At 37.6% G+C, this 23,307-nt stretch carries 20 protein-coding genes; 16 read left to right on the top strand and 4 right to left on the bottom strand.

The window, feature by feature from the left end:
• The first annotated feature begins 120 nt into the window (after positions 1-120).
• The gene (locus tag MKY30_RS00680) at positions 121-405 is read left to right on the top strand and encodes a hypothetical protein (protein ID WP_147210578.1); all 285 of its coding nucleotides are present in this window, start codon (positions 121-123) and stop codon (positions 403-405) included.
• A 71-nt stretch (positions 406-476) separates the two neighbouring features.
• Here MKY30_RS00680 and MKY30_RS00675 read toward each other — a convergent pair whose 3' ends face one another.
• Entirely contained in the window at positions 477-1,337 is an 861-nt protein-coding gene (locus MKY30_RS00675; protein WP_147210577.1) for a CvfB family protein, read from the bottom strand.
• 544 nt (positions 1,338-1,881) lie between these two features.
• Between MKY30_RS00675 and MKY30_RS00670 the strand changes: the two genes are divergently transcribed.
• The 8 genes from MKY30_RS00670 to MKY30_RS00635 all read left to right on the top strand — a co-directional run bounded on the left by MKY30_RS00670 (position 1,882) and on the right by MKY30_RS00635 (position 10,254).
• Positions 1,882-2,778 (top strand): AEC family transporter, encoded by an 897-nt coding sequence (locus MKY30_RS00670; RefSeq protein ID WP_147210576.1) that lies wholly within the window; start codon positions 1,882-1,884, stop codon positions 2,776-2,778.
• Positions 2,779-3,122: 344 nt separating this feature from the next.
• Positions 3,123-4,013, top strand: a complete 891-nt coding sequence (locus MKY30_RS00665; protein WP_339282757.1) for a MurR/RpiR family transcriptional regulator — start codon at positions 3,123-3,125, stop codon at positions 4,011-4,013.
• A gap of 41 nt (positions 4,014-4,054) precedes the next feature.
• Positions 4,055-4,606 (top strand): GNAT family N-acetyltransferase, encoded by a 552-nt coding sequence (locus MKY30_RS00660; protein WP_339282755.1) that lies wholly within the window; start codon positions 4,055-4,057, stop codon positions 4,604-4,606.
• A gap of 62 nt (positions 4,607-4,668) precedes the next feature.
• The gene (locus tag MKY30_RS00655; protein WP_339282753.1) at positions 4,669-5,325 is read left to right on the top strand and encodes an HAD family hydrolase; all 657 of its coding nucleotides are present in this window, start codon (positions 4,669-4,671) and stop codon (positions 5,323-5,325) included.
• An 87-nt stretch (positions 5,326-5,412) separates the two neighbouring features.
• Positions 5,413-6,081 (top strand): N-acetylmannosamine-6-phosphate 2-epimerase, encoded by a 669-nt coding sequence (locus MKY30_RS00650; RefSeq protein WP_147210572.1) that lies wholly within the window; start codon positions 5,413-5,415, stop codon positions 6,079-6,081.
• The gene (locus MKY30_RS00645; protein ID WP_341082518.1) at positions 6,078-6,962 is read left to right on the top strand and encodes an ROK family protein; all 885 of its coding nucleotides are present in this window, start codon (positions 6,078-6,080) and stop codon (positions 6,960-6,962) included. Before MKY30_RS00650 ends, MKY30_RS00645 begins: the two co-directional genes overlap by 4 nt.
• A 371-nt stretch (positions 6,963-7,333) precedes the next feature.
• A complete protein-coding gene (locus MKY30_RS00640; protein WP_339282749.1) occupies positions 7,334-8,335 on the top strand; it encodes a Gfo/Idh/MocA family protein in 1,002 nt (333 codons plus the stop codon).
• A 35-nt stretch (positions 8,336-8,370) separates the two neighbouring features.
• Positions 8,371-10,254, top strand: coding sequence for a PTS mannitol transporter subunit IICBA (locus MKY30_RS00635; protein WP_147210569.1), 1,884 nt, complete (start codon positions 8,371-8,373; stop codon positions 10,252-10,254).
• Between the two features lie 346 nt (positions 10,255-10,600).
• Here the strand turns inward: MKY30_RS00635 and ytaF are convergent, their stop codons facing one another.
• Positions 10,601-11,233, bottom strand: a complete 633-nt coding sequence (gene ytaF, locus MKY30_RS00630) for a sporulation membrane protein YtaF (protein WP_147210568.1) — start codon at positions 11,231-11,233, stop codon at positions 10,601-10,603.
• A gap of 188 nt (positions 11,234-11,421) precedes the next feature.
• On the opposite strand from ytaF, the gene MKY30_RS00625 reads away from it, so the two are divergent.
• The 4 genes from MKY30_RS00625 (at position 11,422) to MKY30_RS00610 (ending at position 17,309) form a co-directional block, all read left to right on the top strand.
• Positions 11,422-13,590, top strand: a complete 2,169-nt coding sequence (locus tag MKY30_RS00625; RefSeq protein ID WP_147210567.1) for a DNA topoisomerase III — start codon at positions 11,422-11,424, stop codon at positions 13,588-13,590.
• Positions 13,591-13,822: 232 nt separating this feature from the next.
• On the top strand, positions 13,823-14,683 hold the full coding sequence (gene glcT, locus MKY30_RS00620; RefSeq protein WP_147210566.1) for a glucose PTS transporter transcription antiterminator GlcT: 861 nt from the start codon (positions 13,823-13,825) through the stop codon (positions 14,681-14,683).
• Between the two features lie 153 nt (positions 14,684-14,836).
• Positions 14,837-16,876, top strand: a complete 2,040-nt coding sequence (gene ptsG, locus MKY30_RS00615) for a glucose-specific PTS transporter subunit IIBC (RefSeq protein ID WP_156984914.1) — start codon at positions 14,837-14,839, stop codon at positions 16,874-16,876.
• Positions 16,877-17,069: 193 nt separating this feature from the next.
• Positions 17,070-17,309, top strand: coding sequence for an indolepyruvate ferredoxin oxidoreductase subunit alpha (locus tag MKY30_RS00610; protein WP_077601899.1), 240 nt, complete (start codon positions 17,070-17,072; stop codon positions 17,307-17,309).
• Between the two features lie 81 nt (positions 17,310-17,390).
• Here MKY30_RS00610 and MKY30_RS00605 read toward each other — a convergent pair whose 3' ends face one another.
• Both MKY30_RS00605 and MKY30_RS00600 read right to left on the bottom strand, forming a co-directional pair.
• Positions 17,391-17,537, bottom strand: a complete 147-nt coding sequence (locus tag MKY30_RS00605) for a hypothetical protein (protein ID WP_339282741.1) — start codon at positions 17,535-17,537, stop codon at positions 17,391-17,393.
• A 133-nt stretch (positions 17,538-17,670) separates the two neighbouring features.
• Positions 17,671-19,440 carry an alpha amylase N-terminal ig-like domain-containing protein gene (locus MKY30_RS00600; RefSeq protein WP_156984913.1) on the bottom strand — a complete coding sequence of 590 codons (1,770 nt, stop codon included), beginning with the start codon at positions 19,438-19,440 and terminating at the stop codon, positions 17,671-17,673.
• A gap of 258 nt (positions 19,441-19,698) precedes the next feature.
• On the opposite strand from MKY30_RS00600, the gene MKY30_RS00595 reads away from it, so the two are divergent.
• From MKY30_RS00595 to MKY30_RS00585, 3 genes are all read left to right on the top strand, one after another.
• A complete protein-coding gene (locus MKY30_RS00595; RefSeq protein ID WP_339282739.1) occupies positions 19,699-20,967 on the top strand; it encodes a sugar ABC transporter substrate-binding protein in 1,269 nt (422 codons plus the stop codon).
• A 111-nt stretch (positions 20,968-21,078) separates the two neighbouring features.
• Positions 21,079-22,386: an ABC transporter permease subunit gene (locus tag MKY30_RS00590; protein WP_156984912.1), complete on the top strand. Its 1,308-nt coding sequence runs from the start codon at positions 21,079-21,081 to the stop codon at positions 22,384-22,386.
• Positions 22,386-23,225, top strand: coding sequence for a sugar ABC transporter permease (locus MKY30_RS00585; RefSeq protein ID WP_147210561.1), 840 nt, complete (start codon positions 22,386-22,388; stop codon positions 23,223-23,225). Before MKY30_RS00590 ends, MKY30_RS00585 begins: the two co-directional genes overlap by 1 nt.
• The last annotated feature ends 82 nt before the right edge of the window (positions 23,226-23,307 follow it).

Here is a 23,307-nt window from a genome sequence, read left to right as displayed (position 1 = left end):
GCATAAGGAAAATAAAAAAATTCACTGCTTTAATAACGTATGGCTTTAGTGTATATTGACTTTCCTATAGTTCAATTGTAAACTGAAGGTAGTGTAATTAAATAATGGCGGGGTGAAGAAATGGTAGAAACAGTCATCACATTCGGAGCTATTTTAACAGCGATTACAGCACTTATCAGTATTTTTCTAGTTAAAATGACCTCTAAAGAATCCCATGCTGGCTACTATCCAAATGTATTCTTGGCATTGGTGGGAATTTTATTAATTCTTATAGCATCAATCGCACCGAAAGTTGATTTTGCAGGAGCTGGATTTGGTGGAATCGGAATCGCTTGTATGTTTGCAGGTGCAATCGGATTCATTATTTCAGCAGTTATGGACTCTTACAAAAACGTAGAAGCGTAATAAAAAAGCAATGTCTGTGGAGAAATGCAGACATTGCTTTTTTATTATAGTGTGAACGTCCTCTTATATAACTAATCTATTTTAACAATTTGTTCATTTTCCTGTTTAATTTGTCCTCGCTTTAATAAAGTCCCCAAGGCACGTTTAAAGGCTGATTTACTGATTTGAAAGGTTGCCCGGATTTCTTCGGGGTCACTTTTATCATGAAAAGGGATGATGCCGTTGTTGGCTTCCAGATGCTTTAAAATGACATCTGCATCATCGGATAAGCTATCCTGCTTTAATGGGCGCAGTGTCACATTAATGGAACCATCTTCTTTTACAGCAATCACTCTTCCTTCAACCACCTGCCCGACACGAGGCTCTTCTTTTCTTTCTGTACGATGGATAAAACCGCGATAGCCTTCACTCGTAATTAAGGCTGCTCCTTCTTTATTTGTATAATAAATTGTGCCAATCACTGTTTGCTGATTCAGCTGTTCCGGTGCTGCGAAAACATTAGTGGCAATAATATTTTCAGAAGCGGGAACTCCTAATAAACGTCCTTTTTTATCTAACTGCAAGGTAATATATAGACGATCTCCAGAGCGTGGCCAGCTCTCCTGGAATAAAGGTAGGGAATCTTTGGAGACAAGAATGTCCTTTGAAGTGCCAATGTTGACGAAAACACCTAAACGGGGGACAACACCCACAACTTCCGCCCAATCATAAAGTCCAAGCGTAACGGATGGTAAATATGTAGTGGCATTTACTTGTCCTTTTTTATTTAAATAAAGAAAAACATCCACAGACTGTTCCACTTCTAAAGCTGACTCTGTTTCATTATGATGCAGGAGAACTTCTTCTCCATAGGCAGATAAAACATATCCAGTATCTATTTTTCGTAACACAGTCATTGCGATGATTGAACCAATAGGTAAACCTGTCGGCATATAAATACTCCTTTCAAAACATTTGTAATTTGGAAAAGGGATACTCTCTTAAAAGAGTACCCCTTTATGATTAAAGTAACACGTGATATCAAAATTAAATTTAATATGAGTTTAAAAAGTTCCGGCTAATGTCCCTCTTTAAACATAATATTTAATTGAGAATATATAAATTCTCTTCTAATTTGAGTTATTAGCTTATTTTAAATTGATCAGCCAGATATGCTGACCATCTGATCCGTATAACGCTTACGGAATTGTCCGCGGTAAAATTCTAAAATAATCTTTTCTAACTTAAGCAATGCAGCCCCAAACCTTCTGCTGCATCCTTGCGGCCCCTTAGCCGCGCCAGTGTGAATAAGCATTTTCAAAAAGCATTGCAGAATGCCAAATCACAGCTGTTACTTATTAACTTTCTTAGTATGAACTTTTTTTGCCGGTTTGTCAACTTTTCGTATTAAAAATGAATTTTAGACAACGAATGATAAAATCCAGTTGACCGGATATGATACACTTGAATTAATTGAAAAAGCATGGAGAGGTACATATGTTATTATTTATTGAAGTTATTTTACCGATTATGGCTGTATTTGCTGCTGGATTTATTTTGCAGCGTATTCGTGTGTTAGACGTACGTTCGGTGTCAGCTGTTTGTTTGTATATTCTTTCACCTGCACTTGTTTTTGTGACATTGTATGATGCAGAATTTGATTCAGGATTTTTAGTTATTTTAATTTTTATGTTTCTATTATTTTATGTGATGGTATTTATTAATAAAATACTGGCAAAAATTTTTGGCTGGGACGGAAATAAAGAGAGTGCTGCTATCCTTTCAACAGGCTTTATGAACTCTGGAAACTATGGCCTGCCTGTCGTTTTGTATAGTGTCGGGACTGCTGCTGTACCATATGCGATTTTTATCATGGTGATTCAGGCATTGCAGAATAATTTCTTTGGTGTCTACTATGCGTCAAGAAGTACGAGCGGAATGCGGAGAGCATTGGAAAATATATTGAAAATGCCGACAACCTATGCAGCAGCTCTGGCATTTTTCTTTTCATTGCAATCCATTACCATACCAGACTATATACATTCCACATTAGAAATGGTCGGCAATGCTGCTATCCCTGTGATGATGGTTATGCTTGGTATGCAGCTAGGATCATTAACAGCATTGAAAATAGACTGGCAGATCGTTCTTTCTTCTGTTACCTTAAAAATGATTGTTGCACCAATATTGACAAGCATTTTTGTATGGCTCGTTCCGATGGACCCTTTGATTGGAACTGTTTTAATTATCATTTCTGCTATGCCAACAGCAGCAACAACAACAATGTATGCCATTGAATTTGATACAGAACCGGAGCTGGTATCCACAATTACGTTTATTTCGACGGTAGTCAGTATAGTTACAATTACGGTTTTATTGAATATTGTGACGTAGCATCAAAAAAAAGCAAGAATGATTTAGTTATATAAGGAAAAGGAATAGCATCTGACTGGTTCGGTTAAAAACTGGTCAGACGCTATTTTTATTTGTTGAAGCCCTTTATTTAAATAAAAAATGAGTTGTTAAAAATAAAAAAGAGGAAAACTCCATTTTATTTTTAAAAAATGGTGGAAATATTCATTTTTATTGTTATAATAATTTTATAACCTATCAATCAACATAAATTCATTTTTCTCTTTGTGTGAATTTCGATATACTATATATGCAAGAGAATAGCAGGAAAGATATACTTCATCAGTATTGTATCGTTTTTGGGGATATCGAAGAAGGGAGAGAAGATGAAATTGAACAAACAGAAAGAGTTTCATGATGAAGTTCAATTTATAGCCAAAATATCGAGCTATCAGAATACATTTACAAAATCCGAAAAAAAAGTATCAGATTTTGTGCAGGCAAATATGGAATCAACTATATATATGACTGTAACAGAATTAGCAGAACGTATAGGAGTAGGGGAAACAACGGTACTGCGTTTCTGCAGGAAAATGGGTTTCAAAGGATATCAGTCCTTTAAAATGGCTGTTACAAAAGAAGTAGCAAAATCCACTCATGATGTATTTGATGAAACAAATAAAGATGAATTTAATGAAACGGATGAAGTGCATTTTATTGTTCAAAAAGCACTCTCTAATAATATTCAGGCTTTAAAAGAAACAGCAAGTATTATAGAAACAAGTGAATTAGAAAAAGCTATCGATTATATTATTTCAAGTAAACGAATTATCTTTTATGGAGTTGGTGTATCAGGGAATACAGCAGCAGATGCCAGAGATAAATTTATCCGCATTGGACGCTCTACAGAAGCATTTGTTGACTCGCATATGCAAGCAATGTCTGCAACAACTTTGACAAAGGAAGATATGGCAGTAGGCATTTCTGTAAGCGGTAGCACAAAGGATACTGTTGATGCCTTAAAAATTGCCAAGGAAAATGGAGCAAAGATTTTATCTATTACTCATTTTACGCGGTCACCAATTACCAAGATATCAGATGTAGTTCTGCTGACTGGCGGAAGAGAAACAGCGCTTCAGGGTGGATCCATGTCTGCAAAGATTGCGCAATTATTTGTGATTGATATGCTATGTAATGGAGTTGCCAGCCAATTAAAAGAGAAAGCACTTCAATTTAAAGAGGCGACTGCAAAAGCAGTAGCTGATAAAGCTTATTAATATTATTAATAAAGACTGGACGGAGAAAGGAGCAGTAAAAAATGAAATATATCCCGCTGACCATGGTAAGAAATAATTTGTCAGATATTCCTCAATTCTCTCTGCCCAATGGATATCGAATCCGACTTTTTGAAAAAGGGGATGAACCTCATTGGGCACGAATTGAAACAAGTGTAGAAGAGTTTAAAAACGAAGCAGCAGCATTAGAGCATTACGAGAAGGAATTTGGTTCGTTTACAGAAGAAATGACGAAGCGCTGTCTGTTTATTGAAACAGAAGATGGAGAAGAAATAGCAACAACTACTGCCTGGTATGGTGATTTAAAAGGGGATGGAGAAATAGCAGGCAGAATTCATTGGGTAGGCGTCACTCCGGCGTATCAAGGTAAAAAGCTTGCCAAGCCTTTAATGACAGCGGCAATGAATACCTTAGCTGAATATCATACCCAAGCATATCTCACTACCCAGACAACAAGTTTTCAAGCTATTAATATGTACTTAAATTACGGGTTTGAACCATATCTTACGGAACCTGCTTGTGAAGAAGGCTGGGTATTAATGGAGCAAACGCTGAAGCGAAAAATTTTAAAATGAAATGAAAGGGATGTTCCAAAAGCCATCAATGTTTTTGAACACATATTTAAAGGAGGAAGACAATGATTAAGGCAGCTATATTTGATTTTGACGGACTGATTCTAGATACAGAAACTGCTTGGTTCGATGCTTATAAGGAGGTTCTCCGGAGTCAATTCCAATTTGATTTACCCCTGGGAGAATTTGTGAAATGTGTAGGGTCAGATGATACTGTTCTTTTTTCATATCTGCAGAATGAATTGGACAATCGTCTGAATGTTAATTCTATTCGTAATGAGGCCAGAAAACTGCACAGTCAATTTGTCCGCGATGCAAAAGCTAGAGAAGGCGTGACAGATTATCTGAAAGAAGCGAAAGATGAAGGTTTAACGATTGCTCTGGCAACAAGCTCAACAACTGAATGGGCAACAACACATTTAACGAATTTAAATTTGCTTTCTTATTTCGATTTTCTGGTCACCCAGGACATGGTAGAAAGGGTGAAACCGGCACCGGATATCTTTTTAAAAACACTTGAAAAATTAGATTTAGAAGCTCAGGAAGCAGTAGTTTTTGAAGATTCTCTAAATGGATTAATTGCTGCACAGGAAGTAAACCTCCCGACAGTTATTATTCCGAATCCAGTTACCGCTGCATTACCTTTTGAGAATTATCATTTAAAATTAAATTCAATGACAGATATGCCTTTACATGAAATCTTAAAAACACTGAACAGATAAAAAACTTCATTAAAGGAGAGTTTAGATTTTTTGTAATGCATTTTAAATGAGCATTGTGTACAAATGAAGAGAAGGTCAGGTGGAAAAATGTTAAAAGAATTAGAAGGTGGATTAGTTGTATCCTGTCAAGCTTTAGAGGGTGAGCCGCTTCATGGCTCATCTCATATGGCTTCGATGGCTCTGGCAGCAAAAGAAGGCGGGGCTGCAGGTATTCGGGCGAATGGACCAGATGATATTAAGGCAATTAAGAAGAAGGTTGATTTACCGATTATCGGTATTTTAAAAAAGGAATATCCAGGCTTTCAGGCTTTTATTACAACAACAAAAGCAGATGCAAAACTAATTGCAGATGCTGGGGCCGATATCATAGCTGTTGATGCAACAAATGGTACAAGATCAGAAAAATTACCAGAATTAATTGAGTATATAAAAAAGGATCTAAATAAGCCGGTAATGGCAGATGTAGCAACTCTTCAAGAGGGAGTGCAGGCAGAAGCCCTGGGATGCGATATGGTGGGGACAACGTTATCCGGATATACAGAGGATACAAAAGGAAGACCCAGACCGGATTTTGATTTAATGGAAAGCCTAGTAAATACGTTAAAAGTACCTGTAATAGCAGAAGGAAATGTTGATTCCCCGGAAAAAGCGAAAAAGGCAATTGATATTGGTGTGGCATTTGTTGTCGTTGGAGGAGCGATTACAAGACCACAATTAATTACCAGAAAATTTGCAGAAAGACTGAAAAGAAAATGAGAAATGCAATAGGAGTAGACATTGGTGGCACAAAGATAGCAATTGGATTGGTCCAAGAGGATGGTTTGATTTTAAAAAAGGAGGAATTTACCACCTTAAAAAATGAAAATGGAGAGAAAATTCTCCAAACAATTGCAGAGAAATTACCTTTCTTCTATGACGAAAATACAACAGGTATAGGTGTTGGATCTGCAGGACAGATTGGACTTTCCGGCACGGTGCTTTCGGCAACGGAAACGTTCAGCGATTGGCAGGGTCTGCCGATTCAAACTTGGCTGGAAAAAGCGACAGGGCAGCGCGTTGCAGTTGTTAATGATGTGCAGGCAATGGGATTGGGAGAGCAATTCTTTGGAGCAGGGAAGGGTGTAAATAATTTTCTTTGTGTAGCGGTGGGAACAGGGATTGGAGGAGCGATTATAGCAGATGGAAAACTTCAGCGCGGTCATTCTGGAGCCGCAGGAGAAGTTGGTCACATGGTGTTATACCCAAACGGGAGGAAATGTCCATGTGGAAACCAGGGCTGTTTTGAGGCATATGCTTCCGGTACAGCGTTAGAGGAACTATATGCTGAAACTTTTAAGGAGGTGAAGAAAGGACAGGAAATTTTTAAAGAAGCTTTAGCTAATAACGAGAATGCAGCTTTTATCATCAATCAGTATGTAGAAAATGTAGCAATTGGATTGACAACGCTGACAAATATGTTTAATCCGGAAAAAATCATTCTGGGAGGCGGGGTATCCGGCTCATTGTCACCGTTTCTGACAGATATCCGTGAGCAGGTTCAAAGCAATGTAAATAAAATTAATAAAGATGTAAAGATTGAATTATCATCACTTGGCGGGAATGCCATGATAATAGGTGCAGCAAGCCTGGTACTGTAAAAGGATGTTCAAAAAGACCTCAAATGATAAACGGCGAATCTCGGCAGTAGCGTGTTTTTCACGATGGGACTGGAGCTGCGATTACTCGTCTGAGCGAAAACCTTTATAGACAACAAAGATGTCATCACACACTTGCAAGTCCGTTTGTAAAAAAGTTACTTTGATCTGCTTCTAATTTGATTACTTTTTGAATTGTATAAGTTGAATTCTTAAATTTATCTTTTGTGTCTAACATGACAAACTACTTATTTCATGGTTAACCATTCAATTAGCGTAGTGTTTTTCCGGAGCGAATGCTAGAAAGTAAAATCTTTATTACAACTTATCTAGCAAATTAATTGAATCTATCAAATATAAAGGAGATGGGTATATTGAATAAATTAAATGTAGCTGTAATTGGTATGGGAGTAATGGGGCAATCACACGCAAGAATTTATTCGGAGCTGCCTCATGTAAATTTGGTAGCAGTTCACGATATTAATCAGGAGCACGCAGAAAATATGGCTGAACAATTTCAGACCACTGCTGTTCATAATTTAGAAGAGTTGTTGAAGGACGAGAATGTGCATGCAGTCAGTATCTGTACATCAGATGATCAGCACTTTGAGGTTGCCTGCAAGGCTTGTGATTATCATAAGCATATTCTGATTGAAAAACCATTGGCTGACAATGTAGAAGATGCACAAGGGATTATTGATAAAGTGAAAGAAACTGGCGTAAAAATGATGGTTGGCCACACATTACGCTGGGACCCAAGATATTATCATGCAAAACAGGCAGTTGCAGCGGGGAAAATCGGTGAACCGGTTCATCTTCATTCCAGACGTAACAATTCTTATCAGAATGGAAGAAGATTAAAAGGAAGAACGTCAGTAGTGATGTTTTTAGGTGTTCATGATTTAGATGCTATTGAGTGGATTACAGGAGATAAGATTGTGGAAGTTTCTGCAGTTGAAGTAAGAAAGCGCTTAAAAGAATTTGATACGGCAGATGCTATTATCACCACACTAAAATTTGAATCTGGAACAATCGGAAGCTATGAGACAAGCTGGGTGTTGCCAGATAACCATGTAGAACTGGATGCTAAGCTTGATATTACCGGGACAGACGGTGTAATCAATATTGATATTCTTGACCAATCTATCCGGGTATTTGAAAAAGACCATAAGATTACATTCCCGGATACTATGTATGGAGTGGATCTATATGGAACACAGACTGGAATCATGAAAGAAGAACTGAGTACTTTTGTGAATAATGTTTTAAATGATAAAGAATTTCCTATTTCAGTGGAAGAAGCGCTGAGAGCAGTCAAAGTTGTCAGAAGTATCGAAAAATCACTTGAAAGCGGTCAGCCGGTAAAAGTGAATTAATAAAGAGCTGGTCATAACAAAGGGGGCTGTAACGAATGAGTGGGCAAAAGAAGAGTATTCGTTCAAGGATTCAAACGTATGGCAGTAATTTAAGCAGTATGATTATCCCTAACCTTGGAGCTTTTATCGCATGGGGGATTTTAACAGCAATCGCTGTACCGACGCAATTGGAGCTTTTCACTAATTTTATTAGTCCGATGCTGAACTATCTGCTGCCATTACTGATTGGTTTTACCGGCGGACGTCTGCTTCATGACTTTCGCGGAGGGGTTGTAGGAGCTGTTGCAACAATGGGGGTCATTGTTGCAGCGGATATACCGATGTTTATCGGAGCAATGATTATGGGGCCGCTGGGCGGATTAGCTATTAAAAAATTCGACCAGGTCTTTGAAGGTAAAATTAAGTCCGGATTTGAACTGCTGGTTAATAATTTTTCAGCAGGAATAATTGGTGCAATACTGGCATTATTTGGATCAATCGCTATTGGACCACTTGTGAGTGCGTTTACTAAAGTGTTGGGAGCAGGAGTGGACTTTTTGGTAAGTCATGGGCTTCTCCCGCTCGTCAGTATCTTTATTGAACCGGGGAAAGTAATGTTTCTCAACAATGCGATTAACCAGGGAATTTTAAACCCGATTGCAAGCAGTCAGATAGAGGAAACCGGGAAATCTATTCTTTACTTACTCGAAGCAAACCCTGGCCCTGGTTTAGGAATCTTGCTGGCATTCATGCTTTTCGGCAAAGGAGCAACGAAAGCCTCTGCCTATGGGGCCGGTATCATTCATTTTATCGGTGGAATTCATGAAATCTATTTCCCGTATGTATTAATGAAACCGCTATTAATTATTGCTGCTATTTTAGGCGGGATGACTGGTATATTTACGTTAACCGTTTTTGATGCCGGCTTAGTGAGCGTGGCTTCTCCGGGAAGTATTATCTCTATTCTGTTAATGACAGCTTCTGATAGTTATATTGGTGTTATTCTAAGTGTTTTATTTGCAACAGCAGTATCGTTTGCCGTGGCATCGATTATTCTTAAGTTTGATAAAAAAGGCGACAGTGATGATCTTGCAGAAGCAAGTAAAAAAATGGAAGCAATTAAAGGGAAAAAGAGCAGTGTTGTTTCCGGATTGAGTAATTCCGGCCAAACTGAAAATAATGCTTCAGCAATGGATTTTGGCAATGTAAAGCATATTATATTTGCTTGTGATGCAGGTCTTGGATCAAGTGCTATGGGGGCATCATTGGTTAAAAAGAAACTAAAGGCTGCAGGGTATGAGGAGATTACTGTTAAAAATATTGCTATTAGTAATTTACCAACCGAAGCAGATATTATTTTCACACATAAAGAGCTGACAGACCGGGCAAAAGCCAAGCAGCCTGATGCTTATCATATTTCTATTGATAACTTCCTAAACAGTCCATCCTATGATGAAGTTGTAGAAAAAATTAAGAATGCCGGAAGCTTTGATAGCGAGCATAAAATGAATGAAATACTGACAGAAGACAATATTAAGCTGTCCGGGGAAGCAAAGGATAAAGAGCAAGCAATCGCTGAAGCAGGAAGAATCCTTGTGGAGCAGGGGTATGTTTCCGATGATTATGTGGAGAAAATGTTCGAAAGAGAGAAAAGTGTATCAACATATATGGGAAATCTCTTAGCCATTCCTCATGGTACAGACAATGCGAAAGAAGAAGTCTACCAATCCGGCTTAGCAATTGTATTTTATGATAACCCAATAGATTGGGATGGAAATGAAGTGAGATTAGTTATTGGTATTGCCGGCAAAGGAAATGAGCACCTTGAGCTATTGTCTTCTATAGCTACCAGCTGCTCTGAATTAGAAAATGTGGAGAAATTAATTAAGTTAAAAAATAAAAAAGATGTTATAGCATTCTTTGCGCAGGAAGAAGAGTAATCTTTAAGTACGTGATCAAAAAGGCTGATAAATAGGACCAAGAAGTTCAAGGCGATTAGCATTTTCCGAACGGAGCGTATGCTTTATAATACGTGAGTAACGCTTTTGGTGGGGCGAGTAATCGCAGTCCCATTGGAAAATGCTCGTCAACGCAGAAATTCGCTGTGTCATCTTTATTGGACTTTTTGAAGGTCCTCTTTAAGTTATAATAAATAAATCACCGTATCGAGTTTATTTGATACGGTGATTTTGTCTGGTTCCAAGGTGATTTAATGTGCAGTAACGAATTTGAAATGAATCAGCTTCCTTTAGAAAAATATACTCAATGTTTTCAGAAAGCTTAAGACTAGCCGCTAAATACATTCCAGCATCCCAAGGTAATAAGAAAAACTGACGGTAAAAAGGATAGACGCTGTAAGGCAGGTATTCTCCATAAATAACTTCCGAACATAATCCCGCTATACAAAAAGACTCCACTCATGCAGGCTGTTAATAAAGCTGTGGTAAAAGGAGAGTATCCAAGCATAGCAGCTCCAATACCGGCTCCAAATGCATCAAGTGCTAAAGCAAATCCTAACAGAATGGATTCATTCAGAGAGATAATACCAGATTTATCTAAATCAGCTTCCTTTGGGCGGCTGAGCACTGTTCTCACATTTTCCAATTTAACATTGGATGAGGGCTGCTCTTTATTTTCTGCTGTGTTTGTTTCTCTTGAGCGAAACATGGAAATAAGGGAGAAGAAGCCTAAAAAAATAAGAATGCCGCCTCCAAGCATACTTGCTCCTTGAGGAGAGATAAAAGAGCGTAAGAAATCTCCGACCTCCATCGATAGATAGACAATCATTCCTGAGCAGAACATAATAACAGTTAAGGAGAGTAAAGGAACTTTAATTTTTCGCATACCATAGGTTATTCCTACACTAAATCCATCCAGACTTACTGCAATAACGAGTAAAAGCATACCTGTATATATCATATAAAACATCCTTTTTCTAATAAGTACAAGTAAAAGCTTCTGAGGGTAGCATGAAGCTGTATCGTTCTAATAATTTTTGTGTAGGATATTCTATGTTTTCAGAGGCAATGTGTGCCTTGATTGAACGTGTTACAAGGAAATATGTTAAAGTAGTAACAGAATAGAAACCGATAAAAAGAGGGATATAAATGAGTAAGACAGTAGTATTAGCAGAAAAGCCGTCTGTAGGTAAAGATATAGCAAGAGTCCTTGGCTGTAATAAAAAAGGTAATGGTTATCAGGAAGGGACAAAGTACATTGTGACCTGGGCGTTAGGACATTTAGTTACCTTAGCAGATCCGGAAGTCTATGATGCAAAATATAAAACATGGAGTATGGAAGATTTACCGATGCTTCCCGATCATTTGAAATTGGTTGTGATGAAGAAGACAGGCAAGCAATTCCAAACCGTAAAACAGCAGTTGTCACGTCAAGATGTAAGCAATATTGTTATTGCTACCGATGCTGGAAGAGAAGGAGAGCTTGTTGCCAGATGGATTTTGGAAAAAGCTCATGTCAAGAAGCCGGTTCAGCGTCTATGGATCAGCTCTGTTACAGATAAAGCAATTAAAGATGGCTTTCGAAACTTAAAGCCTGGAAATCAATATTGGAATCTGTATCAATCAGCTGTAGCGCGTTCGGAAGCAGACTGGTATGTCGGTTTAAATGCGACAAGAGCATTAACAACAAAGCATAATGCTTCTTTATCCAGCGGTCGTGTACAGACACCTACGCTTGAAATGATTGCCATGCGCGAACAGGAAATTAATCAATTTAAGCCAAAGACGTACTATCAGCTGCAGGGAAAAACAAAAGGAGGATTTGTGGTAACCTGGAAGGATAAAAAGAACCAATCCCGTATTTTCTCAAAGGAAGCAGTGGATAAATTAAAAGCAAAAGTATCCAAAGAAAAATCAGTTATTTCGCATGTGGATAAAAAGCATAAGAAAAAACATGCGCCGACACTATATGATTTAACGGATTTACAGAGGGACGCCAATCGGATTTATCAATTTTCGGCGAAACAAACATTATCTGTTTTGCAGAAATTATATGAACAGCATAAGCTTGTTACGTACCCAAGAACTGATTCAAGGCATTTATCTGCGGATATGGTATCTACATTAAAAGAACGTGTAAAAGCCAGTGGTGTAGATGAATATGCGAAAGCAGCGGGGAAAATCTTGAGAGAAGATTTACGGATCAGTAAAGCTATTGTGGATAACAGCAAAGTAACTGATCACCATGCGATTATCCCTACAGAAGAACCGGTAGATTACAGTGCATTGTCTAATCAGGAACGGAAAATCTACCAGTTAATTGTGCAGCGCTTTTTAGGTGCTCTTTCCAAACCGTATGAATATGAGCAAACGAGCATTACCGTAGAAGCAGCAGGGGAAACCTTTGAGGCAAAGGGAAATAGAATTGTTGCTTCAGGCTGGAAGGAAATTTACCAGCACCAGGCAGACGATGAAGAAGAAATTCGTTCCAGTGTTCCTCAAGTTACGAAAGGGGAGGAAATGGCTCTTACCTATACGATTAAGGAAGGTCAGACAACACCGCCGGAACGCTTTACAGAGGGAAGTCTGCTGCAAGCAATGGAAAACCCGACGAAATATATGGAAACGAAAAAGCAAGAGCTTGTAAAAACAATGAAGCAGACAGGCGGCATTGGAACGGTTGCTACTCGTGCAGATATTATTGAAAAGCTGTTCAATAATCAATACATGGAGCTGAAGGGCAAATATATCTATCTGACCTCGACAGGAAGGCAGCTGTTAGAATTAGCACCTGAAAAGCTCCGTTCTCCAATCTTAACAGCAGAGTGGGAGCAAAAATTAGGGCAAATTGCTGATGGCAAGCTAAAGAAAGAAGCCTTCTTAAAAGAAATCAAGACGTATACAAAGCAGGCTGTTCAAGAAATAAAAGCAAGTGAAGAAAAGTTCAAACATGATAATATGACAGGGACAAAATGCCCGAAATGCGGTAAGCTGATGCTGGAAGTTAAAAACAAGCATGGTAAAAGGCTGGTCTGCCAGGATCGCAGCTGTGGCGGTAAAAAGAATATCGCAAAATATACTAATGCGCGCTGTCCTAAGTGCCATAAACGTTTAGAACTCCGCGGCGAAGGCGAGGGTCAAATGTTTATGTGCTCCTGCGGGCATCGTGAAAAGTTATCTACCTTCCAGGCCAGAAAAGAAAAAGAAAAGAACCAGAAGGTATCTAAAAAAGATGTCAATAAGTATATGAAAAAGCAGGATGATTTTAAAAACAATGCTCTTGCAGATGCATTGGCGAAGTTAAAAGATCGTTCCTGAGTGAATAGAAATGGTAAAGTCCCCACAATAAAAATGGGGACTTTTTCATCTAATGAAACGAAGAACAAGGATATAAAAAATGATTTTTTAAGTAGGTATTTGCTGAGATAGGAAGTACATCATTTCAATACTAAAAGACCTTATTCCCTAAAAAAATCCATAATTTGCAGTTTAGTTGAAGTGATATATAATAGGTAGAAGAGAGAGTTAATACGTAGAGGGGATGATTGATATGGATGCCTTTTCTGTAATCAAATCACTCAATAACAATGTTCTTATTGCCGAAGATACGGATCAAAATGAAGTCATCCTTATCGGGAAGGGCATCGGATTTGCTAAAAAGAAGCATGATCTTATTGAATCCAAAACCGTAGAGAAGCTATTTGTTCTCCGAAATAAAGCAGAACAGGAAAATTATAAAAAGATCATTCACAATATCGATGAAAAAACATTGCAGAGTATTGTGGATTCTATAGAAATAATCAAAAAACGTGTCAATACATTTACGGATGAACATGCACTTGTTGCATTGACAGACCATATTGTTTTTGCAATTGCCCGTTTGCAGAAAGGGTTAGAAATTCGTAATCCATTTCTGTCAGAGACAAAGGTGCTTTATCCATTTGAATATGAAATTGCATCCGAAATTGTAGAATATATGAATCAATTTTTACCGGTCCATCTGCCAGTGGGAGAAATTGGATTTATTGCATTGCATATTCATAGTGCAATGGAGGGTACAACATTAAATGAAATTAACCGGTATTCACAGCTTGTATCTAATTTAATTCAGGTGATTGAGGATCAGCTCTGTATAACTTTAGATAGAGATGGTATGGATTATGCTCGTTTTGTCAGGCATCTCCGATATACAATAGAACGTGTTTTAATTGAAGATAAGGTAGAGGAGCCGAAAAAAATGGCAGCCTTATTGAAAGAGGAATATCCGGTGTTCTATAATTTGTCATGGAAGCTGATTAAAATTATGCAGCAGGCTTTAAAGAAACCAATCTTTGATGCTGAATCCGTCTATTTGACAATTCATTTGCAGCGTCTATATGAAAGTATTCAATTAAAAGCAAAGACGAAATAATTATTTAGTTCTTAAACGTGTGAGTGGTTTGATCAGGCATGAGTAAGGATACTTAGATAGTGAGAGGTACAGTATTCAGTATCTGCATGCACTATCCTTGTGTTTCTGCTTATGCCTTTTTTATCGCCGGGGTCAGATTAAAGAGGTGTTTATATGTTCAAAAGAACGTTTGGAGTTCTTCAAAAGGTTGGTAAGGCACTTATGCTTCCGGTAGCTCTTTTGCCGGCAGCAGGTCTTATGCTTGGATTTGGAAATGCTGCTCAACAGGATACCATGCTTGGATATCTTCCGTTTCTTAAAGCGGACTGGATTCAATTAACTGCAACAGTAATGGAAGATGCCGGCGGAGTTATTTTTGATAATTTACCGCTTATTTTTGCAATTGGTGTTGCGATAGGATTGGCAAGTGACGGAGCTGCCGGGCTTGCTGCACTGGTAGGCTACCTGGTTATGAATCAGGTAATGGGTTCGTTTATGCAGGTAACTCCAGAAATGATTAGGGAAGATCCTGGTTTTGCAAGTGTACTTGGGATAGGGACTTTACAGACTGGGGTATTTGGCGGGATTATCGCCGGTTTAATAGCCGCCTATTGTTTTAACAGGTTTCATAATATGGAGATGCCATCCTTCTTAGGATTTTTCGCGGGAAAACGCTTTGTTCCAATTGTGACGGCAGCTGTTTCTTTCCTTGCCGGAATTTTATTAATGTTTATATGGCCGACGATACAAAACGTTATGAACAGTGCTTCCTATTGGCTGATTGAAGAAGGAACTTATATTGCAGTATTTATGTTTGGATTTATTAAACGTCTATTAATTCCATTTGGACTGCATCATATTTTTCATTCTCCCTTCTGGTATGAATTTGGTACATATACGAACCTTGCCGGCGAAATTATTCGTGGAGATATGACCATTTTCTTTGCGCAGTTAAGAGATGGTGTAAAGATTACTGCAGGTAACTTTATGGCAGGAGAATTTCCGATTATGATGTTTGGGTTACCTGCTGCAGCGCTTGCAATGTATCACACTGCACGTCCGGAAAGAAAGAAGCTTGTTGCCGGACTGCTTGTTTCAGGGGCATTGACTTCCTTCTTAACAGGTATTACAGAACCGATTGAGTTCTTATTCTTATTCATATCACCATTATTATTTTTTATTCACGCAGTTCTAGATGGGCTATCCTATGTATTGATGACATGGTTCAGTGTCAATGTCGGTTATACCTTCTCAGGAGGGGCAATTGACTTCGTACTGTTCGGAGTATTGCCGAATCAGGAGCCCTGGTGGATTACAATTATACTTGGACTTTTCTTTGCAGTGCTTTATTACTTTTTATTCCGTTTCTTTATTAAGAAGTTTAACCTGATGACTCCGGGACGTGAAGAAACAGTTGAAGAAGAGAATAATGGTGGAAAAAGAAAATCCGCTGATTTAGCCTATCATGTATTAGAAGCAATGGGCGGACAGAAAAATATTACTCATCTGGATGCTTGTATTACGCGGTTACGTGTGTCTGTGAATTCAATTAAAGAGGTCGATAAAAATAAGCTGAAGCAGCTGGGCGCGACAGGCATTCAGAAGGTTGGAAATAATATTCAGGCTATTTTCGGACCACGCTCAGAAATTATTAAAGGGCAGATACAGGATATTATATCCGGCAGGGCACCTGGACTTGTGCCAGAAAATCCGGGGCTTTACACTGCGGAAGAAACAAAGGAACATGGACAGTATCCAAGCTTCGTTGAAGATATTGCTTCTCCGCTAAACGGAAGATTAATTTCGATTATAGAAGTTCCTGATCAATTATTTGCCGGCAGAATGATGGGAGATGGCTTTGCAGTTGAGCCGTCGGATGGTTTAGTAGTTTCTCCGGTAAATGGGAAAGTCACGAATGTTTTTCCTACGAAGCATGCGATTGGTCTGGAATCAGAAACAGGTAAAGAAATCTTGATTCATATTGGTATTAATACAGTAAATCTTAAAGGTGAAGGATTTGAAATTTTTGTAGAAGAGGGACAGGAAGTGAAAGTAGGTCAAACGTTATTAAAAGCTGATTTAGATTACATTAGTGAATATGCTAAATCAACTATTAGCCCAATTATCTTTACAAATCTGGAAGATGGTCAGCGAGTTGGATTGCTGAAAACAGGGGTAGATGCTGGAGAGAACGGTATTATTGAAATTAAATAGGATAAAACGGATTGCTGGACAGCTCGATTACTGTCACCTAATTTCAGCAGAAAAAATGCAAATCTGCTTAATAAAGTCTCGCTTTTTTCACAGAAAATACACATAAACAGAGGTGAAACAGTTTACTTCATCCCATAAAACCCTTATCATTTAGGATGAATCATGTTAATCATGTAAGGAGGGTTTTCTTTCCATGGCTTTTGTTATTCTTGATCCATGCAGAGGTGAAAAAGCGGGAGAATGCGTTAGTGTTTGTCCTGTTGATTGTATAGAAGAAGGCATCAAGCAATTTTATATTGATCCTGATATTTGCATCGATTGCGGCGCGTGCAAGGCAGTTTGTCCAGTGTCTGCAATTGAAGAGGAGTACGATTTAACTCCCGATCAAGAAAAGTATTTAGAAGAAGCAGAAGAATTTTTTGCAAACAGATAAATACTTTTAATTGATGGAACTCCAAAGAAACAGCCCACCTGCATTTTGAAGACAGACGGGCTGTTTTTTTGGTTACTTTATTTATTCATCTTCTGCGTTCTCTTGTACTCTCTCAGCAAGTCTGCTGGCGATCCAGCGTTTTGCAGTCTCCTCATCAATTTCATATTCCTTTCCGGCACGTAATAAATCACCGTGATAAGCAGTTTGAACATTCATTTTTACTTTCATAAGAATACACCTTCTAGCGGATTGTTTACTTTTATAATAACATATTAAAAATATTGTTTGCTTCTATATTGTTGGAAATAAATTAAAAAACCAGTGAAGGAGAATGACATAGCTGTACCTTCACTGGCTTAGGTTACTTACTATAATTTCTCTGCTTTATAATTACAAAATCATTGGCAGGTAACTCAAAGTCCAATTTATCTTCTTTGATATTCAGTTCTTTTTGATTCCATAAATCAAAAGCATACTCAGTAGAACTGCAGTCCAATGATGTCTTCACTGACTGATCTGACGTATTTATAAAGAAGTGAACTGAAGTATTTTTGACAGTTCTTACAAAGTGAAAACAATCATCTTCATTATCCGGCTCGATAATGGAGAGCTTTCCTTGTGTAAATGCTTCTTCAGAAAGGCGCAATTGAATAAACTGTTTAACAAAGTTTTTCAGACTGGTATTTTGGCCTTCTTCATCCCAGACCATACATTTTCTGCATTCTGGATCTTCTCCTCCAGTCATGCCGATTTCATCCCCGTAATAAACACAAGGTGTACCAGGGAAAGAAAATAACAGGGTATATAATAGACGAACCTTGTTAATATCCTCATCGCATTCAGTCAGGACTCGTGGTGTGTCATGACTGCCAAGCAGGTTAAAAGCTGCTTCATTACTGTTTTCTGTATAAGATGTATAAGATTTGGATAATCGGTTAGCAAATTGAATAGTATTAATTTTTTCTTTTGCAATATAATCGAGTCCGGCTAAAGTGAGCGGATAGTTCATAACTGCATCAAACTGGTCTCCTTCCAGCCATGGGAGTGCATCATGCCATATTTCTCCAAGAATATATAAGTCTGGTTTAATCGATTTAACTCTTTTACGAAATGCTTTCCAAAAAGAATGATCTACTTCATTTGCCACATCCAGGCGCCAGCCGTCAATATCAAATTCTTCAATCCAATAAGAGGCTACATCTAAGAAATAAGAGCGCACTTCCGGGTTTTCGGTATTTAGTTTTGGCATTGATTCAACATATCCGAATGTATCATAGTTAGGTGGATAGACATCCTTTACTGGAAATTCATGCAGATGAAACCAGTCTGTGTATTTGGACTTTTCTTGATTTTTCAGGACATCTTGAAATGGCCCAAAATACAGACCGCTATGATTAAACACGGCGTCCAGCATTACACGGATACCTCTTTGATGACATGCATCGACAAGTTTTTTAAACGTTTCTTTGTCTCCGAATTGCGGATCAATTTCCATATAGTCAATGGTGTCGTATTTGTGATTGGAATACGCTTTAAAGATAGGTGTCAGATAAATCCCATTGATACCTAAATTTGTTAAGTAATCCAGGTTCTTAATAATCCCTTCAAAATCCCCGCCAAAAAAGTTGTCTAAGGCTGGCGCTTCACTGGCCCAGGGCAATACTTTTTCAGGATCATTTTTTTTATTTCCATTTGCAAATCGGTCCGGGAAAATTTGATACCAGACAGTCTCTTTAACCCATGCAGGTACTTCAAAAATATCAATGGGATTAATAAATGGAAAACAGAAATAATAGGATATATCGTCCGTTTCTATTTGAGAATAAAATCCTTTTTCTGTATAAATCAATGTATCTTTCCCATCATTTATTTCAAAGCCGTACCGTAAGCGCCTTGTAGGTACATCTAGTTCAATAAACCAGTAATCAAATAAATCATCGGAAGCAGCAACAGTCATCGTTTTTTTCTTGTAAGTCCATTTTTTCTTTTTCCAATCATAGGGGTCGCCGTAAATCAAATTTACTTTGTTGGCATCGTTTTTCTTCGTCTTTAACCGGATATGAAGTGTTTCTTCTTTGTAAGCATAAGCAAAGTTTCCTTTAGGTCTGTGATAGATAGCTTCTTTTAACATGGAATTCCTCCTTAAAAATAAACAACCCCTGTTTTCAAATTAAGAAAACAGGGGTTGTTGTCATGACAAAGCATTGCCCTCAAATTGTATGTGAAACATAGTAATTAAATCTATTATTTGCAGAATAGAGTTAATAAGTCAAGAGGAAAAATAAAATTATGAAACCCCTTGCAAAAATAGATTAAATAGATTAGAATGATTTTTGTAGCTGTTGTGCAAACGTTTGCGCAACTAAAAAATATAAGAGGAGTTGGGGAAATGAAAGGGAAAGTTCGTTTCTTGGCGTTAATTTCTTTACTATTTATTCTGGTTTTAGGAGCATGTACACCTGATAGAGAAGAACCAGGAGAGGAAAGTGCTGGCGGTGAATCTGAAAAGCCGGAAGAATTAGTGATTTGGATGAATGATCAGGATGAACAGATGGATGCAATTAATGAAATTGTGGAGAAATACGAAGAACAAGAAGGTATTTCAGTCAAAGTGGAAGGACGACCAATGGTTGATCAATTACAGCAATTATCATTAGCTGGACCTGAAGGGAATGGTCCGGATTTATTCTATCAGCCCCACGACCAGATTGGAAATATTGTTGCGCAAGGATTAGCGGAGCCTCTTGATGTTACGGATGACCAATTAAATAGATACGTAGATGCAGCAGTAGATGCTGTTACTTACACTTATGATGATGAAACAAATATATATGGTTTACCTGCAGTTATTGAAACATATGGTCTTTTTTATAACAAAAGTATTATTGGTGAAGCACCGGAAACAATGGAAGATGTTTTAGGATTACTGGAAGATCATACAGATGCTTCTAATGATGAATATGGATTTTTAATGCGGCCAAATGATTTCTATTTTTCTTACCCATTCTTAGTTAATTATGGTGGATATATCTTTGGGGGAGAAGTTGGTGATTATGATGTTACAGACGTTGGCTTAGCGAATGATGGTGCAATTGAAGGCGGAGAATTCTATCAAGAGTTTTTTGGCTCTGGTAAAATCCCAGCTGCTACAACTGCAGATGTAATCGATGGCTTGTTCACAGAAGGAAAAATAGGAGCAGTTATTAATGGACCTTGGAGTATTCCAGTTTATGAAAGTGCTTTGGGAGATGATTTAGCATTTGCACCTTTCCCACAAATTAATGGGGAACCAAGTTCTACTTTCGTAGGTGTTAAATCCTGGATGGTATCCTATTACTCAGAAAATAAAGATTGGGCTCAAGATTTAGCGATGTTTATTACAAACGAAGAGAATCAACAGACTTATTATGATATTGCCGGAGAGCTTCCTCCAAATGAAGAGGCTTTAAATAATATTGAAGATCCAATGTATGCTGACTTTGCTGAGCAAATTCAATTTGGTGTTCCAATGCCTAGTGCTCCAGAAATGGCCCAAGTCTGGGAACCGATGCAAAATGCATTACAGTTCTTAACTGAAGGTGAAGATGCCAGAGAAGTATTAGAAGAAGCTGTAGATCAGATCAATACAAACATACAAGCCGGCGGCGGAGGAAATTAATTAAAACGAGGAGTCTATCTCCTCTTTTTAATTTACTGATTCTTAAGGGAGCAGGCTATTAAAAATAATCTTGTTTATTTCATACACAGTTAAGTTAAAGGAGGGGTAAGATTGACTACTCCAAAAAAGCAGCCGAAAAAGAATTATCATAAACATAACCCGAATACTGCTACAATTTTGTCCATTTTATTTGCCGGGTTAGGTCAGTTATATAACCGTAGATATTTAAAAGGAAGTATATTTATTTTTATTGAAGGAGCATTCCTTCTGGCATTTTTAGATGCGTTAAATTTTGGACTTTGGGGATTGCGTACATTAGGAACCATTCCAGGAACGGATCACTCTATAAGATTACTTGTACTGGGTGTACTGTCTTTAATAGTTTCGGTCATAGCAATTACACTGTATGTATTTAATGTACTTGATGCAAGAAAACAGGCAAAAAAAATAAAAAAAGGATGGGTACCTTTAAGCTTTAAACAGGTAATTAAAGAGGCATATGATTATTCATTTCCTTATATAATTACGTTCCCAGGCCTATTCTTAATGATCTTTGTTGTTATTTTTCCATTGCTGTTTTCTTTACTATTAGCATTTACAAATTATGATTTATATCATTCTCCTCCCCGTAATTTAGTAGACTGGGTAGGATTGGATAATTTTAAGAGTTTATTTACAGTACCAATTTGGCAGGAAACCTTTCTTAGTGTATTTGTTTGGACAATTGTCTGGACAGTAGTAGCAACAACATTACAGATTGCTCTGGGTTTCTTTCTGGCAGTCCTTGTAAATGATGAAAGAGTACGATTTAAAAAATTAATCAGAACAATTTTAATCTTACCTTGGGCAGTTCCAGCGTTTGTAACTATTCTGGTATTTGCCGCAATGTTTAATGATGATTTTGGAGCGATTAACAGAGATATTATCATTCCTTTATTCGGAGGGGAGGGAATATCCTGGCTAAGTGATCCGCTCTACAGCCGTATAGCAATTATTATGATACAAACATGGCTTGGATTTCCTTTTATTTTTGCTTTGTTCACTGGAATATTGCAAAGTATCTCAAAAGATTGGTATGAAGCAGCTGACATGGATGGGGCATCACGGATTCAAAAGTTCAAAAGTATTACATTTCCCCATGTTATGTTTGCAACAGCCCCTTTATTAATTATGCAGTACGCTTCAAACTTTAATAATTTTAATGTCATTTATTTATTTAATGAAGGTGGTCCCGCAGTTCGCGGACAGAATGCCGGTGGTACAGATATTTTGATATCCTGGGTATATAAATTGACGTTCGATACAAACAACTATTCGATGGCAGCTGTTATTTCCATCATCATGGGATTAATTGTATCTGGTTTTGCATTTTACCAATTCCGAAAAACAAGATCCTTTAAAGAAGAAGGTGAAATTTAATGAGCTCGAAAACGAAATCAAAATTAGAAGTAACGGCAATTTATCTTATACTGGCAATCGTTTCTGTCATTATTTTTTATCCACTGCTTTGGACAATAGGTATGTCACTCAATCAGGGTACAAGCTTATACTCTTCAAGCATTATTCCGGATAATTTTTCGCTTGAACATTATAAATGGCTGTTCAGTCCGCAAAGCGATTATTTATTATGGTATAAAAATTCATTGATTGTTGCTTTTGCAAATGCCATCGGGAGTGTAGTCTTGACAGCATTTGTAGCTTACGCTTTTTCGAGGTTTAAATTTGTAGGACGTAAGAATGGATTGTATATCTTTTTATTACTGCAAATGTTTCCTGTAATGATGGCGATGGTTGCCCTATACATCTTCTTAAATATGATTGGGCTATTAGATTCATTAACCGGTTTAATATTGATTTATTTAGGTGGTCAAATTCCTTTTAATGCTTGGCTGGTAAAAGGGTATTTTGACACGATTCCGAAAGAGCTGGATGAAGCTGCTAAGATTGATGGAGCCGGTCCTATCAGGATTTTTTGGAGTGTTCTTCTTCCGCTGGCAAAACCTATTCTGGCAGTAGTTGCTCTATTTAATTTTATGGCGCCATTATTTGATTTTTTACTTCCGTCCATTGTAATTTCAAGTGAAGAAAATTATACTTTGGCTTTGGGGCTATACAACTTTATTAACGATCAGTTTGCGAATAATTTCACTAGATTTGCAGCAGGCTCTGTATTAATTGCTGTTCCAATCGCAACAATTTATTTATTCCTGCAAAGGTACTTAATTTCTGGTTTAGCGTCGGGTGGTACAAAAGGTTAAAATGTTGTATGCTAAATGAAATAGTTTTATAAAACTTGTTATAAAGTCCTATAAAAAGATATAAGAGACAGAGAATTTTTCC

The sequence above is a fragment of the Oceanobacillus sp. FSL W8-0428 genome, assembly GCF_038004405.1.
Taxonomy (GTDB): Bacteria; Bacillota; Bacilli; order Bacillales; family Amphibacillaceae; genus Oceanobacillus; species Oceanobacillus sojae.
This window is presented reverse-complemented; position numbering and strand designations above follow the sequence as displayed.